The 13,219-nt window shown below is 63.5% G+C and carries 14 protein-coding genes; 9 read left to right on the forward strand and 5 right to left on the reverse strand.

Annotated features, from left to right (window positions below):
• Window positions 1-43 precede the first annotated feature (43 nt).
• The 9 genes from ampC (at window position 44) to ACIROW_RS18850 (ending at window position 10,126) form a co-directional block, all read left to right on the forward strand.
• On the forward strand, window positions 44-1,228 hold the full coding sequence (gene ampC, locus ACIROW_RS18810) for a class C beta-lactamase (protein WP_402277970.1): 1,185 nt from the start codon (window positions 44-46) through the stop codon (window positions 1,226-1,228).
• Between the two features lie 411 nt (window positions 1,229-1,639).
• Entirely contained in the window at window positions 1,640-3,118 is a 1,479-nt protein-coding gene (locus ACIROW_RS18815; protein WP_402278050.1) for an ABC transporter substrate-binding protein, read from the forward strand.
• A gap of 99 nt (window positions 3,119-3,217) precedes the next feature.
• Entirely contained in the window at window positions 3,218-4,156 is a 939-nt protein-coding gene (locus ACIROW_RS18820) for an ABC transporter permease (RefSeq protein ID WP_402277971.1), read from the forward strand.
• Between the two features lie 20 nt (window positions 4,157-4,176).
• The gene (locus ACIROW_RS18825) at window positions 4,177-5,067 is read left to right on the forward strand and encodes an ABC transporter permease (RefSeq protein WP_402278051.1); all 891 of its coding nucleotides are present in this window, start codon (window positions 4,177-4,179) and stop codon (window positions 5,065-5,067) included.
• Window positions 5,068-5,079: 12 nt separating this feature from the next.
• Window positions 5,080-6,075, forward strand: coding sequence for an ABC transporter ATP-binding protein (locus tag ACIROW_RS18830; RefSeq protein WP_402277972.1), 996 nt, complete (start codon window positions 5,080-5,082; stop codon window positions 6,073-6,075).
• Between the two features lie 10 nt (window positions 6,076-6,085).
• Window positions 6,086-7,045 carry an ABC transporter ATP-binding protein gene (locus tag ACIROW_RS18835; RefSeq protein ID WP_402277973.1) on the forward strand — a complete coding sequence of 320 codons (960 nt, stop codon included), beginning with the start codon at window positions 6,086-6,088 and terminating at the stop codon, window positions 7,043-7,045.
• A 40-nt stretch (window positions 7,046-7,085) separates the two neighbouring features.
• Window positions 7,086-8,711 (forward strand): gamma-glutamyltransferase family protein, encoded by a 1,626-nt coding sequence (locus tag ACIROW_RS18840; RefSeq protein WP_402277974.1) that lies wholly within the window; start codon window positions 7,086-7,088, stop codon window positions 8,709-8,711.
• A 41-nt stretch (window positions 8,712-8,752) separates the two neighbouring features.
• A complete protein-coding gene (locus ACIROW_RS18845) occupies window positions 8,753-9,538 on the forward strand; it encodes a GntR family transcriptional regulator (RefSeq protein WP_402277975.1) in 786 nt (261 codons plus the stop codon).
• 81 nt (window positions 9,539-9,619) lie between these two features.
• Window positions 9,620-10,126, forward strand: coding sequence for a hypothetical protein (locus ACIROW_RS18850; RefSeq protein WP_402277976.1), 507 nt, complete (start codon window positions 9,620-9,622; stop codon window positions 10,124-10,126).
• 29 nt (window positions 10,127-10,155) lie between these two features.
• Here the strand turns inward: ACIROW_RS18850 and ACIROW_RS18855 are convergent, their stop codons facing one another.
• From ACIROW_RS18855 to ACIROW_RS18875, 5 genes are all read right to left on the reverse strand, one after another.
• Window positions 10,156-10,446, reverse strand: coding sequence for a type II toxin-antitoxin system RelE/ParE family toxin (locus ACIROW_RS18855; protein WP_402277977.1), 291 nt, complete (start codon window positions 10,444-10,446; stop codon window positions 10,156-10,158).
• Window positions 10,439-10,684 carry a type II toxin-antitoxin system ParD family antitoxin gene (locus tag ACIROW_RS18860; RefSeq protein WP_402277978.1) on the reverse strand — a complete coding sequence of 82 codons (246 nt, stop codon included), beginning with the start codon at window positions 10,682-10,684 and terminating at the stop codon, window positions 10,439-10,441. The genes ACIROW_RS18855 and ACIROW_RS18860 overlap by 8 nt, the downstream gene beginning before the upstream one ends.
• A gap of 188 nt (window positions 10,685-10,872) precedes the next feature.
• The gene (locus ACIROW_RS18865) at window positions 10,873-11,244 is read right to left on the reverse strand and encodes a DUF3325 domain-containing protein (RefSeq protein WP_402277979.1); all 372 of its coding nucleotides are present in this window, start codon (window positions 11,242-11,244) and stop codon (window positions 10,873-10,875) included.
• Window positions 11,241-12,881: a PepSY-associated TM helix domain-containing protein gene (locus tag ACIROW_RS18870; RefSeq protein ID WP_402277980.1), complete on the reverse strand. Its 1,641-nt coding sequence runs from the start codon at window positions 12,879-12,881 to the stop codon at window positions 11,241-11,243. Before ACIROW_RS18870 ends, ACIROW_RS18865 begins: the two co-directional genes overlap by 4 nt.
• A complete protein-coding gene (locus tag ACIROW_RS18875; protein WP_402277981.1) occupies window positions 12,878-13,180 on the reverse strand; it encodes a DUF3649 domain-containing protein in 303 nt (100 codons plus the stop codon). The genes ACIROW_RS18870 and ACIROW_RS18875 overlap by 4 nt, the downstream gene beginning before the upstream one ends.
• Between the last annotated feature and the right edge of the window lie 39 nt (window positions 13,181-13,219).

A 13,219-nucleotide genomic window follows, 5' to 3' on the forward strand; every position in this document is an offset into this window, starting at 1 on the left:
AAAATTGCCCCATTCATTCCGATCTGAACCGAGGTATCCAGGCATGTATCAACAAGCCATCAACACACTGCGCGTCGCCATGGCGCTGTCCCTTTTGGCGGGCTGCACCAGCTATGCAGGGCCCGTCGCCGGCCAGCCTGAAATCCAGGGCGTGGTGGACGCTGCAGTCCGTCCGCTGATGGAAAAATACGCCATCCCGGGCATGGCGGTCGCCGTCTCCGTGGACGGCAAGAATTATTTCTACAACTATGGCGTGGCGTCGAAGGCCAGCGGCCAGCCGGTGACCAGTGCGACCTTGTTCGAAATCGGCTCGCTGAGCAAAACCCTGACCGCGACGCTGGCCGCCTATGCGCAGGTCAACGGCCAACTGTCGCTGAGCGACAGCGTCAGCCGGCATCTGCCCTATCTGGCCGGCGGCAGTTTCGACCGCATCAGCCTGATGAATCTGGGCACGCATACCGCCGGCAACTTCCCGCTGCAGCTTCCCGACGAGGTGACCAACGAACAGCAGCTCCTGGACTACTACAAGAACTGGAAGCCCACCCGTGCCGTCGGCGCCTACCGGACCTACTCCAATCCGGGCATCGGCCTGCTCGGCGTGGTCACGGCCAAGAGCATGCACGTGCCGTTTTCGGAAGCGATGGAAAAGACCCTGTTCCCGCAGCTCGGCATGACGCACAGCTACATCCACGTGCCGCCGGCCCAGATGAAGGATTATGCGCAGGGCTACAACAAAGCCGATGCGCCGGTACGGGTGAGCCCGGCGATGCTGGCCGACGAAGCCTATGGCGTGAAGACCAGTACGCTGGACCTGATCCGCTTCATCGACGCCAATATGGGACTGGTCAAACTCGATCCGAAACTGCAGCAGGCGATTGCGGCTACCCACACCGGTTATTTCAAGGCCGGTGAAATGATCCAGGATCTGATCTGGGAGCAATATCCCGATACCGCGCCGTTGGCGCGCCTGCTGGCCGGGAATTCCAACCAGATGATTTACGAAAGCACTGCCGTCACGCAGCTGGATCCCGCCTTGCCGCCACAGGCGGCGGTCTTGCTCAACAAGACCGGATCGACCGGCGGCTTCGGCGCTTATGCGCTGTATGCGCCGGCCAAGAAGATCGGCATCGTGATGCTGGCCAACAAGAATTATCCCAACGATCAACGGGTGACGGCTGCATACCGGATATTGAGCGAGCTCGACGCGCGCAACGCAACCCGCCGTTAGCCGACGGATTGCATCTTGCATCTTCTTGGGCCGTGCAGAAAAAGCACGGCCCTTTTTGTTTGCCGGTGTGCAATCGCGTCGCACCATTAGGGACCATGGCATCGAGCGGATCGACCGCCCCCGCACCACGCCTGCACCTTGCAGGCATTTTGTTGTCTTTCAAGCAAGTGCTAAAGTGCCCCCGAAGCCGGGTTTCTTGTGCGCCGCAATGGTCCTTGGCGGCTCCGGTCGGGTCGTTACATCGTTGTTTTTAAAGCAGAAATAGCGGCGGATTGTCGATTTTCAGCCCACCTTTTGAATGGGATATGGCACGATAAATGCATGTCTACTTTGATGTATACATTGGTGCCTACATTTAAAGGAACAACGATGAGCCAGATTCTTCCTCCGTCTTCGCATGCTTTTACGCGCATGTTCATCCGTCTTGCCGCCGCCGGTCTGCTGAGCGGCGCGGCCTTGTCGGCCTCGGCCGCGGTCATCAACATTTCGCTGGACGACGATCCGGGCAAGCTCGATCCGACGCAGTCGTCGATGATCGCCGAGCGCATCGTCTACCAAAGCATCTTCGACAAGCTGGTCGACCTCGACGAGAGCGGCAAGATCGTGCCCATGCTGGCGCAGCGCTGGACCATTTCCGACGACCAGAAGACCTATACGCTGTACCTGCAAAAAGGCGTGAAATTCCAGGACGGCACGCCCTTCAACGCCAAGGCGGTGGAATTCAACCTGCTGCGCGGTCAGGAGAAGGCCTCCCTGCGCCGCAATGAGCTCAAGTACATCAAGCAGATCACCGTGGTCGACGACAGCACCGTCAAGCTTGAGCTGACCGCGCCGTTCGCACCGTTCATGTCGATCCTGACCGATCGCGCCGGCATGATGTCCTCGCCCGACGCCGTCAAGAAGTACGGCGACGACTACGTCAACAACCCGGTCGGCACCGGCCCCTTCATCTACAAGGGCCGCCTCAAGGGCGCCACCATCACGCTGGAAAAGAATCCGCACTACTGGCAGGCCGGCCTGCCGAAAGTCGATGGCGTCACCTACAAGATCATGAACGACGTCAACGTCGCCTTCAACAACCTGCGCAGCGGCCAGGTCGATATCACCAACCGTTTTCCGTACAAGGAAATCACCAACATCGACGCCGGCGCCAAGTACACCGTCATCAACAAGCCGTCGCTGGGCTTCCGCGGCTTTTACCTGAACGCGTCCAAGCCGCCGTTCGACAAGAAGGAAGTGCGTGAAGCCGTCGACATCCTGATCGACCGCAACGCCATCGCCAAGGTGGTCTACAACGGCGCCGTCGCCGCCGCACACTCGCCGTTCAGCAAGGCCCAGTTCGCCCATGGCGAAGCCGACACACCGCCGAAAGTCGACCTCGCACGCGCCAAGGCGCTGTTGAAAGCAGCCGGCAAGGAAGCCGGGTTCAGCTTCCGCCTGACGCTGCCGACCACGCCCTATGAATCGCAGGTCGGCCAGATGATCCAGGGCATGCTGCGCCCGGCCGGCATCACCGTTACGCTGGAAAAAGCCGAGCTGGCCACGCAGATCGAAGCAGGCAAGGCCGGCACGCACGAGGCGCTGTTCGTTGGCTGGAGCGGTCGTCCCGATCCCGACCAGAACGTCTATGACTTCACCGTCACCAACGGCTCGCTGAACTATTCCAAGTTCGGCACCAAGGAAATCGACGATCTGCTGCAACAGGCGCGCCTGGAAAGCAACGAGACCAAGCGCAAGGCGTTCTATGACCAGGCCATGCAGATCCTGGTGAAGGAAGTGCCCTACGTTTACCTGAACCACGACAACGTGCTGTTCGGGATCTCGAAGGCCATCAAGGGCTTCAAGCTGGTGCCGGACGGCGTGATCCGCACGGCCACGCTGTCGAAGTAATCAGCGGAGCGTCGTCATGATTGCTGCCGTGGGCGAGGGCCTGCGGCGGCAATGCTTCCGGCCACATTGCATGCATTACCCGAGCTTCCCATATCACCCATGTCTCCACTGATCAAACGCGTCCTGCTGGTCATTCCTACCCTGCTGCTGGTCAGCATGGTGATCTTTTCGCTGCTGGCGATCCTGCCCGGCGATCCCGTGACCGCCATCCTCGGCCTTGAAGCGACGCCCGAAGCCGCGGCGGCGTTGCGCCTGCAGCTCGGCCTCGACGACCCGCTGTACGTGCAATACGGGCGCTGGTTGTGGAATGTGCTGCACGGCGACCTCGGGCGCTCCTTCATCGACCGCACGCCGGTCATCGACGTGTTGATGCAGCGCCTGCCGGTGACCATCGAACTGGCGGTCGGCAGCTTCGCCGTCGGCATCCTGATCGCGGTGCCGGCAGGCATCCTGTCGGCGGTGCGCCCGCGCGGCATCGCCAATTATTTCACCACACTGATTGCGCTGTTCGGCATGTCGGTGCCGCACTTCTGGCTGGGCATGATGTTCATCATCCTGTTCGCGGTCAAGCTGGGCTGGCTGCCGGCCTCGGGCTACGTGCCGTTCACCGAGGACTGGCGCGGCAACCTGGCGGCGATGTGCATGCCGGTGCTGGCGACCGGGCTGCGCGAATCGGCGATCCTGATGCGCATGGTGCGCAGCAGCCTGCTCGAAGTGCTCAATGAAGATTACATCCGCACGGCGTTCTCCAAAGGCCTGCGCGACTGGCAGGTGGTGATCGGCCACGCGCTGCGCAATGCGCTGATCCCGGTGGTCACGGCCAGCGGCCTGATGGTGTCGGTGCTGCTGGGCGGGCTGGTGATTACGGAAAGCATTTTCGCCATTCCCGGCATGGGCAAGATGATCGTCGACGCCATCTTCCAGCGCGACTACGTCATGGTGCAGGGCGGCGTGCTGGCCGCCGCGCTGATGGTGGTGATCGTCAACCTGGCGGTGGACGTGCTGTACACCGTCATCGATCCGCGCATCGAAAGGTGAGCATGAATATGAAAGCCAACATGGACCAGGCTATCGTCAACACGGCAGAGGCCGTCGCCCTGCCCCGCCAGCAACGCTTCACCGGCCTGCGCCGCTTCGCCGGCAATCGTCTCGCCGTGCTGGGCGCCGCCATCATTCTGCTGCTGGTACTGATCGCGATTTTTGCGCCGCTGCTGGCGACCCACGATCCGATCTTTGACCAGGACTACGGCAACCTGCTGTCGGGCCCCGATACCACACACTGGATGGGCACCGACGACCTCGGCCGCGACATCTTTTCGCGCATGCTGTACGGCGCGCGCATCTCGCTGCAGGCGGCCTTGATCGCCGTCGGCCTGGCCTTCTGCGTCGGCGTGCCGGTCGGCATCGCCAGCGGCTACTTCCGCGGCTTCTGGGACGAGTGGGTGGTGATGCGCATCGTCGACGCGCTGCAAGCCTTCCCGCCGCTGATCCTCGCGCTGGCGCTGGCGGCGGCGCTGGGCGGCGGTTTCTACAACGCCATGGCGGCGGTCGGCATCGGCTTCGCGCCGGCTTTCATCCGTCTCGCGCGCGGCCAGGCGATGAGCATCCGCAATCTCGATTATGTGATGGCGGCGCGCTCGGTCGGCGCCGGCCACATCCGCATCATGTGGCGCTACGTGCTGCCGAACGCGATGGCGCCGCTGATCATCCAGGCCACCTTCGCGATGGGCTCGGCCATCATCGCCGAAGCGGGTTTGTCCTATCTCGGCCTCGGCGCCCGCGCGGAAGATCCAAGCTGGGGTTCGATGCTGCACATCGCGCAGGGCTACCTGAACACCAATCCGACGCTGGCCTTGTGGCCGGGCGTGGCGATCTTCGCGGTGGTGCTGGGCTTCAACTTGTTGGGCGACGGCATCCGTGAAGTATTCGACCCCAAGTTATACCGTTAAAGAGAACCGGCCATGTTGGAAGTAAACAATCTCAAAGTCGAATTCGTCCGCAACGGCAAACGCGTGGCGCCGGTCGACGGCGTCTCGTTCTCGGTCGGCGCCAATGAAACCGTCGGCCTGCTGGGCGAGTCCGGCTGCGGCAAGAGCGTCACCGCGCTGTCCATCCTGCGGCTGTTCCCGATGGCCAGCAAGGCGCAGCTGAGCGGCTCGGTGCAGTACAACGACGGCGTCAAGCTTACCAATATGCTGGAAGCCGACGACGCCACCCTGCGCAGCATGCGCGGCAAGGAGATCGCCATGATCTTCCAGGAGCCGATGACTTCGCTCAATCCGCTGCATCGTATCGGCGACCAGTTGCGCGAGATGCTGAAGGTGCACGGCAAGCTGAGCCGCAAGGAAATCGACGCGCAGGTCATCGCCATGCTGCAGCGGGTCGGACTGCCGCGCGCCGAACAGCTGGTCGGCGATTATCCGCACAGCCTGTCGGGCGGCATGCGCCAGCGCGTGATGATCGCCATGGCGCTGCTGTGCAATCCCGGCCTGCTGATCTGCGACGAGCCCACTACCGCTCTCGACGTCACCATCCAGGCGCAGATCCTCGACCTGATGCGCGCCCTCAAGCGCGAGCACGGCACCGCGATCCTGATGATCACGCACGACCTCGGCGTAGTCGCCGAAATGTGCGACCGCGTGGTGGTCATGTATGCCGGCCAGGTGGTTGAGCAAAGCAGCGTGCGCGACTTGTTCGACGCGCCCGCCCATCCTTACACGCAAGCGCTGATGCGCGCGCGGCCGGCGCTGGACGCCGTGCCGGGCGAGCCGCTGGAAGCGATCCCCGGCTCGGTGCCGCTGCCGGGTTCGGTGGAATTCGGTTGCCGGTTTGCGGCACGCTGCCCGAAGGTGCAGGAGCGTTGCCATCGCGAGGCGCCGACGCTGGACAACGTAAGCGTGGGCATAAGCAACAGCGCAGGCAGCGGTCATCTGGCCCGTTGCTGGTATCCGAATTGAAGAGGCCGACATGAATTCCGCTCCCCTGCTCCGGGTCTCCGGACTGAAAAAACATTTCGCCGCCGGCAGGCGCGGCGCATCGCCGGTCAAGGCGGTCGACGACGTCTCCTTCGCCATCGAGGAAGGCAAGACCCTTGGCCTGGTCGGCGAATCCGGCTGCGGCAAGTCGACCACCGGACGCAGCGTGCTGCGCCTGATCGAGCCGACCGCCGGCAGCGTCAACTTCATGGGCGAGGAAATCTCCACGCTATCGTCTTCCGCCCTGCGCGCCATGCGCCGCAACATGCAGATGGTGTTTCAGGATCCGTTCGCCTCGCTCAATCCGCGCATGACCATCGGCGAGGTACTGGAAGAGCCGCTGATCGTGCACGGCCTGTTCGACCGCGCCACGCGCAAGCGCAAGGTCGCCGAAATCCTCGACGTGGTGGGTCTCAACCAGGCCTATGCGAGTCGCCATCCGCATGAGTTTTCCGGCGGCCAGCGCCAGCGCGTCGGCATCGCGCGCGCCATCATCACGCGGCCCAAACTGGTGGTCGCCGACGAGGCCGTGTCGGCGCTCGACGTCTCGATCCAGGCGCAGATCCTGAACCTGCTGCAAGAGCTGCAGAAGGAATTCGCCCTCACCTATCTGTTCGTTTCGCACGACCTTGCCGTGATCCGTCACGTCAGCGACAGCATCGGCGTGATGTACCTCGGCCGCATGGTCGAGTACGGCAGCTGCGAGAGCGTCTACAGCGCGCCCAAGCATCCTTACACGCAGGCGCTGCTGTCGGCGATCCCGCGCGAGCATCCGGACCAGGTGCGCCAGCGCATCGTACTGCAAGGCGGCATTCCCAATCCGGCGTCGCCGCCGGCGGGTTGCCACTTCCATCCGCGCTGTGCGTCCTGCATGGATGTCTGCAAAACTGAAACGCCGCCTAACATCGAAACCGCGCCGGGCGAATATGTCGCCTGTCATCTATACCGTTAAACTTTCTCCTTCGTCCAGATCAGAAACCCGAAAGCATCCGATGCCCACTTTCAACGCCAACCACTATCCCTACGCTTCCCGCCGCAGCGCGGTCTTCGCCAATCGCGGCATGGTCGCGACCGGCCAGCCGCTGGCCGCCCAAGCCGGCCTGCAAGTGCTGCAAGCCGGCGGCAACGCGATTGACGCGGCGATTGCAGCGGCGGCCGCATTGACCGTGGTCGAGCCAACCGCCAACGGCATCGGCGGCGACGCCTTCGCGCTGATCTGGCACAAAGGCCAGCTGCACGGCCTCAACGCCAGCGGTCCGGCGCCGATGGCGATTTCGCTCGACGCGCTGAGCGCGGCCGGTCAGAAGAACGTGCCGAAGTACGGCGCCCTGCCCGTCACCGTGCCCGGCACGCCGTCGGCCTGGGCCACGATGGCTGAACGCTTCGGCCGCCTGCCGCTGTCGCGTTCGATGGCCGGCGCCATCAGCCTGGCGCAGGACGGCTTCCCGGTGTCGCCGATGGTGGCGGTGGCGTGGCAGCAGGCCTACAAGAATTTCACGCGTGAATTCAAGGACGATCATTTCAAGTCCTGGTTCGACACCTTCGGCGCACTTGACGGCTCCGGGCGCGCGCCGCAGGCCGGCGAAATGTGGCGTTCTCCCGGTCACGCCGCGACGCTGCAATCGATTGCCGACGACAACGCGCGCAGCTTCTATCAAGGCGCGCTGGCCGAAAAAACCGCCGCCTTCGTGCGCGCCGCCGGCGGTTACCTGGATGTCTCCGACCTCGCCAATTACCGGCCGGAATGGGTCGATCCGATCCGCGCCAACTATCGCGGCTACGACGTCTGGGAAATCCCGCCGAACGGCCACGGCCTGGTCGCCTTGCTGGCGCTGAACATGCTCAAGGGCTTCGACTTCAGCGAGCGCGATACCCTGCTGACCTATCACCGCCAGATCGAAGCGATCAAGCTGGCTTACGCCGATGGCCTCGCCCACATCGCCGACAGTGGCCACATGCGTGTCTCCGTCAAGGACTTGCTGTCGGATGCGTATGCCGACGAGCGCCGCAAGCTGATCGGTGCGCGCGCCGCGCTGCCGGCGCCGGGCGAACCGCCGCGCGGCGGCACCGTGTACCTGTGCACCGCCGACAACGAAGGCAACATGGTGTCCTTCATCCAGAGCAATTACATGGGCTTCGGTTCGGGCCTGGTGGTGCCGGGCACCGGCATCTCGCTGCACAACCGGGGCAACAATTTCACGCTCGACGCCGCCCATCCGAATTGCCTGGCGCCGGGCAAGCGGCCGTACCACACCATCATCCCCGGCTTCCTCACCAAGGACGGCGCAGCGGTCGGTCCGTTCGGCGTGATGGGCGGCTTCATGCAGCCGCAAGGCCACGTGCAGATGGTGATGAACACGGTCGACTTCGGCCTCAATCCGCAGTCGTCGCTGGACGCGCCGCGCTGGGAATGGGAAAGCGGCAACAAGGTCAGCATCGAGCACACCACTGCCGAGCACCTGTTCCGCGGCCTCGGCCCGGCCGGCCTCGGACATGAAGTCAGCTGGTCCGGCAACCAGCTCGGTTTCGGCCGCGGCCAGATCATCTGGCGCGACGCCAACGGCGTGCTGTGCGGCGGCACCGAACCGCGCAGCGACGGTTGCGTGGCGGCCTGGTAGTTTCAGCAGTTTCACTCTCTTCTGGAAAAGGCTGTGCGCCCATGCATGCTTCACCCGATCCGTCGCTGATGGACAGCGTCGCCGCAGAGCCGGTCAAGTCGTCGTCGTTGCCGGAGTACGTCTACGCGCGCCTGCGTGAAGACATTTTCGAGATGCGCCTGCTGCCCGGCGACCAGGTCACCGAGACCGAAGTCGCGGCCTACTTCAAGGTCTCGCGCACGCCGGTGCGCGAGGCGCTGCAACGTCTGCAAAGCGACGGCCTGATGCAGGGCTACGTGCGCGGCGGCTGGGAAGTGGTGCCGATGGATTTCAAGCGCTTCGCCGACTTGTACGAGTTGCGCCAGCTGATCGAGGTGCATGCGGTCACGCGCCTGTGCGCCGATGGCGCTGACGGCAAGCACAAGGTCGATATGGCGCAGATCGAGGCCCTCAAGGCGGACTGGTGCGTGCCGGTCGGGCAGCGCCTGAGCGACGGCCGCGCCGCCGCGGCGCTGGACGAAGCCTTCCACCAGACGCTGGTGCGCGCCACCGGCAACCTGGAAATGGCGAGCGCCTTTGACCGCCTTACCGACCGCATCCGCATCGTGCGCCGGCTTGATTTCGTCTACGGCGATTGCGTCGGATCGACCTACGAAGAACATGCTGCTATCCTTGCGCAAATCGACGCCCGCGCCGGCGATGAAGCTGTCAGATTGATAACGGAGCACATCGACGGCAGCCACGCGGAAGTCAACCAGATCACCCTGCATCGCCTGCACAGCGCGCGCGCCTCCGCCGCGACCGAGCGCCTGCCCTACGTCACCGTGAGGGTCATGCGTTCCTTCTGAGCACGCTTTGCGAGCATCGTCTTTGTACGTCCTGATTTGTAGCCAACGTTGTTGTCAGCCACATTGAAAAAGGAGAAAGACATGCTCGGATTGACTTCGCTCGGCATCATCCACACGGCCATCGCGCTGGTGGCCGTGGTCACCGCCCTCATCATCCTCGCGCGGGAACACCGCATCCGCTACGCCACCAACGCCGGCAAGCTATATGTTCACGCCACCGTGCTGACCAGCCTGACTTCGCTGGGCATCTTCCAGCACGGCGGCTTTGGTAAGCCCCACGCACTGGCGCTGATCACGCTGGCGACCCTGGCCATCGCGCGCGCGGCAATTCAAACCACCTGGTTCGGCCGCCGCAGCGCTTACGTCGAAATGGTCGCGTACTCGGCCACGGTGCTGTTCCATTTCATTCCTGCGCTGACCGAGACCGGCACGCGCCTGCCGGTCGGCGCGCCCTTTTTTGCGAACGCGGAAGACCCGCTGCTGAAGATGCTGACCGGTGCGCTGGTGCTGGTGTTTTTGGTGGGGGCGACGCTGCAGGTGGTGTGGCTGGGACGGCGGGAGACATCGATGCAGGTCCCGGCTGCATAGCGGTGCAGTGCCGGCTCCTGCCGCTGCAGTCAAAGGTGTCGGGAGACGTCCATCAGATCGTGCAATATCCGAACGATTGCAATCCCATAGGTCGTGACACGGAAATAGATCATGTGCCGCCCCACGCTTCGGCGACGATAACCGGGACGAATATGGTCACATGCCGGCGCTGCTTGCGGCGCTCGCGCCAACTCATCAAAGGCCAGCGCCATGATGTCCGTGTAGCGATCCGCTTGCTCGGCACCCCACTTCATGCGGGTATAAGTCCATATCGCCTCCAGGTCGCGCTCGGCGGCGGGCGCAAGACGGTATTCAGCCATGTTTGGCTGACATTCGCTGCTTGAATGCGTGGGCATCGAAGGGGCGGGGTTCTCCACTGGACTCGCCTTCGATCAGCGCAGCCCGGATCGCCTCAAGTTCGATACTGCGTTCCTGTTCACGTCGTATCAGGTCACGGATGTATTCGCTGTCGTTTGTATAGTGGCCGGCGTCAATCTGTGCCTTGATCCAGTTGTCCTGCGTGTCCGTCAACGTAATGGTCTTGCGCACGGTTCCCATGAGGCAATCTCCCGGTAGGTTTCAATAGAGTGATGAAAATCATACTATTGGTGCATTATTGCGCACACTTACCCAAAATGCCAGTTGCGGGCATTGAAACGATCGCTCGATGAATGCGTTTTGGCAGAAGTTCGAACTATTAAGGATTATTTAATGGTTCGAGTTGGCGCTCGCATCGACTGTTAAACCTAGGTCGCCAATGCTGCCAGTGTCAGCAGGCCGGCCAGCCACAACACCGGCTTGCCCGTGCGCGGCACCGACTTCGGCGCGTAGCACAGCTGCAGCACCAGCAGCAGCGCAGCGACGGTCATGGTCCCCAGCCAGGCCACCGGGCCGATGCCCCAGCCGCTGTCGCGCACACAGACTGCGAAGGCCGCCGTCAGCGCCAGCGTGCCGAGCCAGCGGCCGCGCTTGCGCGATACAGCGCTCGGTTCGGCGCCGCGGCCGTTGATGTCCGCGTAGTGGCGGTCCATCGCCAGGCTCAGCGCCACCCATGCGCTGTAGGTCAGCGCCAGCGTCGCCAGGAAAGGCAGCGGGATCAGGTCCGTCATGTCCATCATGCGACCTCCTGCAGCTTGGCTTCGGATGTTTCTTGCGGCTCTTGCACACCTTGCTTGCCGGCTTTCCTTGCCACTTTTTTCTTGCGGCCCAGATGCCATGCCGCGAGCGCGAGCGCAATCCCCAGCGCCAGCACCGTCAGGTCAAAACCGGCCACCGACCATGGACCTTGCGCCATGAACAGCGTCACGCCCAGGTGCGACGAGGTGGTGAACACATTGAGCACCGGTATGCCCATGAAGAGCAGGGCGCCGACCCACAATTGCCATTGCCACATGCGGCGGTCGGGGCGGATCTGCGCCAGCACGGCGGCCACTCCCCAGGCGATGAAGAACCAGCTGATCTCGGCGTCGGGACGCTTGGGCATTGCCACCGGCAGCAGGCGGTTGGCCCAGAAATAGGCAGCGAAGGCGATCGGCAGGCCGGCGATCGCGCCTATGTTGAGCGCTTCCACCAGGCGCAGGCCGAAACCGACGCGCCCACCTGCGGCGAGTTTTTTGGCATGGCCCTGGCGCGTCTTGACCGCCCACAGCAACGCGCCGGTGGCGACCATGGCGCAGCCCGACAGGCCGCACAGGAAGAACAGCACGCGCAGCAGCGGGTTGGCGAAGTGGCCGATGTGCAGGCCGTACAGTACGCCGCGGGTGGCGTTGGCGCCGCCGATGTCTTCATTGTCGGCGCTGACCAGCGCGCCGGTGACGCCGTTGAATTGCACGCTCGGCTGGATGTAGTTCAGGCCTTTTTCTTCCTCACGGCGGATTTGTATCGTTGCGTTGGCGTCGCCCGGATGATTGATCGTGATGCCGACTGCGGACATGCCGTGCCAGCGCTGTTCGGCCTGCGCCAGCAACGGTTGCAGCGGCGTCAGCGGCATCGGCTTGCCGGCGGGTTTGCCGTTCCTGGCGCTCGGGAAGACGTCGGCGAAGAAGCTTTCCTGGTTGCCCTTGTACGCGGTCTGGATGCCCCACGGCATGTACATGAACATCAGCGTGACCAGGCCGGTGTAGGTGATCATCAGGTGGTAGGGCAGGGCCAGCACGGCGGTGGCGTTATGCGCGTCGAGCCAGGAGCGCTGGCCTTTCTTCGGTCGGAAGGTGAAAAAATCCTTGAAGATGCGCTTGTGCGTGATCACGCCGCTGACGATCGCCACTAGCATGAACATGGCGCAGAAGCCGACGATCCAGCGCGCCCACAGCGCCGGCATGTAATGCAGGTCGAAGTGCAGGCGGTAGAGGAATTCGCCGCCGCGCGTCTCGCGCACGTCGGGCATTTTTTCGCCGGTCAGCGGATCGATGATCTGGCTGGTGAACTTGCCGCGCGTCTTCGGCGGCGCGTCCTTGGGCGGCGGATTGATCCAGCCGATGCGCAGCGCCGTGCTGCGTTCGGCCGGCAGCGTGATGAACCAGCGCGAAGCATCCGGCGCCTTGCCTTGCAATGCCGTCAGTGCAGTTTGCACGGCCTGGGCATTGGTGATGGGCGCGCTGTGTGACGCATGCAGTTCGGGCTTCATCCACAGCGTGATTTCTTCGCGGAAGTAGGATGCCGTGCCGGCGCAGAACACCAGGAACAGCACCCAGCACACCAGCAGGCCGGACCAGGTGTGCAGCCATGCCATCGACTGGCGGAAGCCTTCTCTCATGGCGTGCTCCGCTGGATCATCGTCACAATCAACAAACCCGCGCCGAGCAACAAGCCCGGCGCCACGATCCCGCCCCACGCACGCCACGCCGTGCGCGCCGCGAACACCCACAGCACTGCGCAGCAGAACACGATGAACGACAACAGCGTGGCGGTGATCACCGCTTCGGCAGGCTGCATCGGCAACACCACGGCAAGCAGGGCGGCCGCGACGGCGGACAGCGCATAGCCGCCGCCGATGGCGGCCAGTGCGCGCGAGGCGACGGCGAGGCGATAACGAAGGGAGGGATTCAGGTTCATTTCTTTACTTGATGATGATGTGGCGTCGGCTCTGTCGTA

The sequence above is a fragment of the Herbaspirillum sp. NPDC101397 genome, from assembly GCF_044767325.1.
Taxonomy (GTDB): Bacteria; Pseudomonadota; Gammaproteobacteria; order Burkholderiales; family Burkholderiaceae_D; genus Herbaspirillum.

Coding starts and splice junctions, on each gene's coding strand:
- ACIROW_RS18840 (WP_402277974.1), top strand. CDS start 7,086: ATGCCCACTTTCAACGCCAACCACTATCCCTACGCTTCCCGCCGCAGC.
- ACIROW_RS18820 (WP_402277971.1), top strand. CDS start 3,218: ATGTCTCCACTGATCAAACGCGTCCTGCTGGTCATTCCTACCCTGCTG.
- ACIROW_RS18835 (WP_402277973.1), top strand. CDS start 6,086: ATGAATTCCGCTCCCCTGCTCCGGGTCTCCGGACTGAAAAAACATTTC.
- ACIROW_RS18875 (WP_402277981.1), bottom strand. CDS start 13,180: ATGAACCTGAATCCCTCCCTTCGTTATCGCCTCGCCGTCGCCTCGCGC.
- ACIROW_RS18850 (WP_402277976.1), top strand. CDS start 9,620: ATGCTCGGATTGACTTCGCTCGGCATCATCCACACGGCCATCGCGCTG.
- ACIROW_RS18845 (WP_402277975.1), top strand. CDS start 8,753: ATGCATGCTTCACCCGATCCGTCGCTGATGGACAGCGTCGCCGCAGAG.
- ACIROW_RS18830 (WP_402277972.1), top strand. CDS start 5,080: ATGTTGGAAGTAAACAATCTCAAAGTCGAATTCGTCCGCAACGGCAAA.
- ACIROW_RS18855 (WP_402277977.1), bottom strand. CDS start 10,446: ATGGCTGAATACCGTCTTGCGCCCGCCGCCGAGCGCGACCTGGAGGCG.
- ACIROW_RS18870 (WP_402277980.1), bottom strand. CDS start 12,881: ATGAGAGAAGGCTTCCGCCAGTCGATGGCATGGCTGCACACCTGGTCC.
- ACIROW_RS18815 (WP_402278050.1), top strand. CDS start 1,640: ATGTTCATCCGTCTTGCCGCCGCCGGTCTGCTGAGCGGCGCGGCCTTG.
- ampC (WP_402277970.1), top strand. CDS start 44: ATGTATCAACAAGCCATCAACACACTGCGCGTCGCCATGGCGCTGTCC.
- ACIROW_RS18825 (WP_402278051.1), top strand. CDS start 4,177: ATGGACCAGGCTATCGTCAACACGGCAGAGGCCGTCGCCCTGCCCCGC.
- ACIROW_RS18865 (WP_402277979.1), bottom strand. CDS start 11,244: ATGATGGACATGACGGACCTGATCCCGCTGCCTTTCCTGGCGACGCTG.
- ACIROW_RS18860 (WP_402277978.1), bottom strand. CDS start 10,684: ATGGGAACCGTGCGCAAGACCATTACGTTGACGGACACGCAGGACAAC.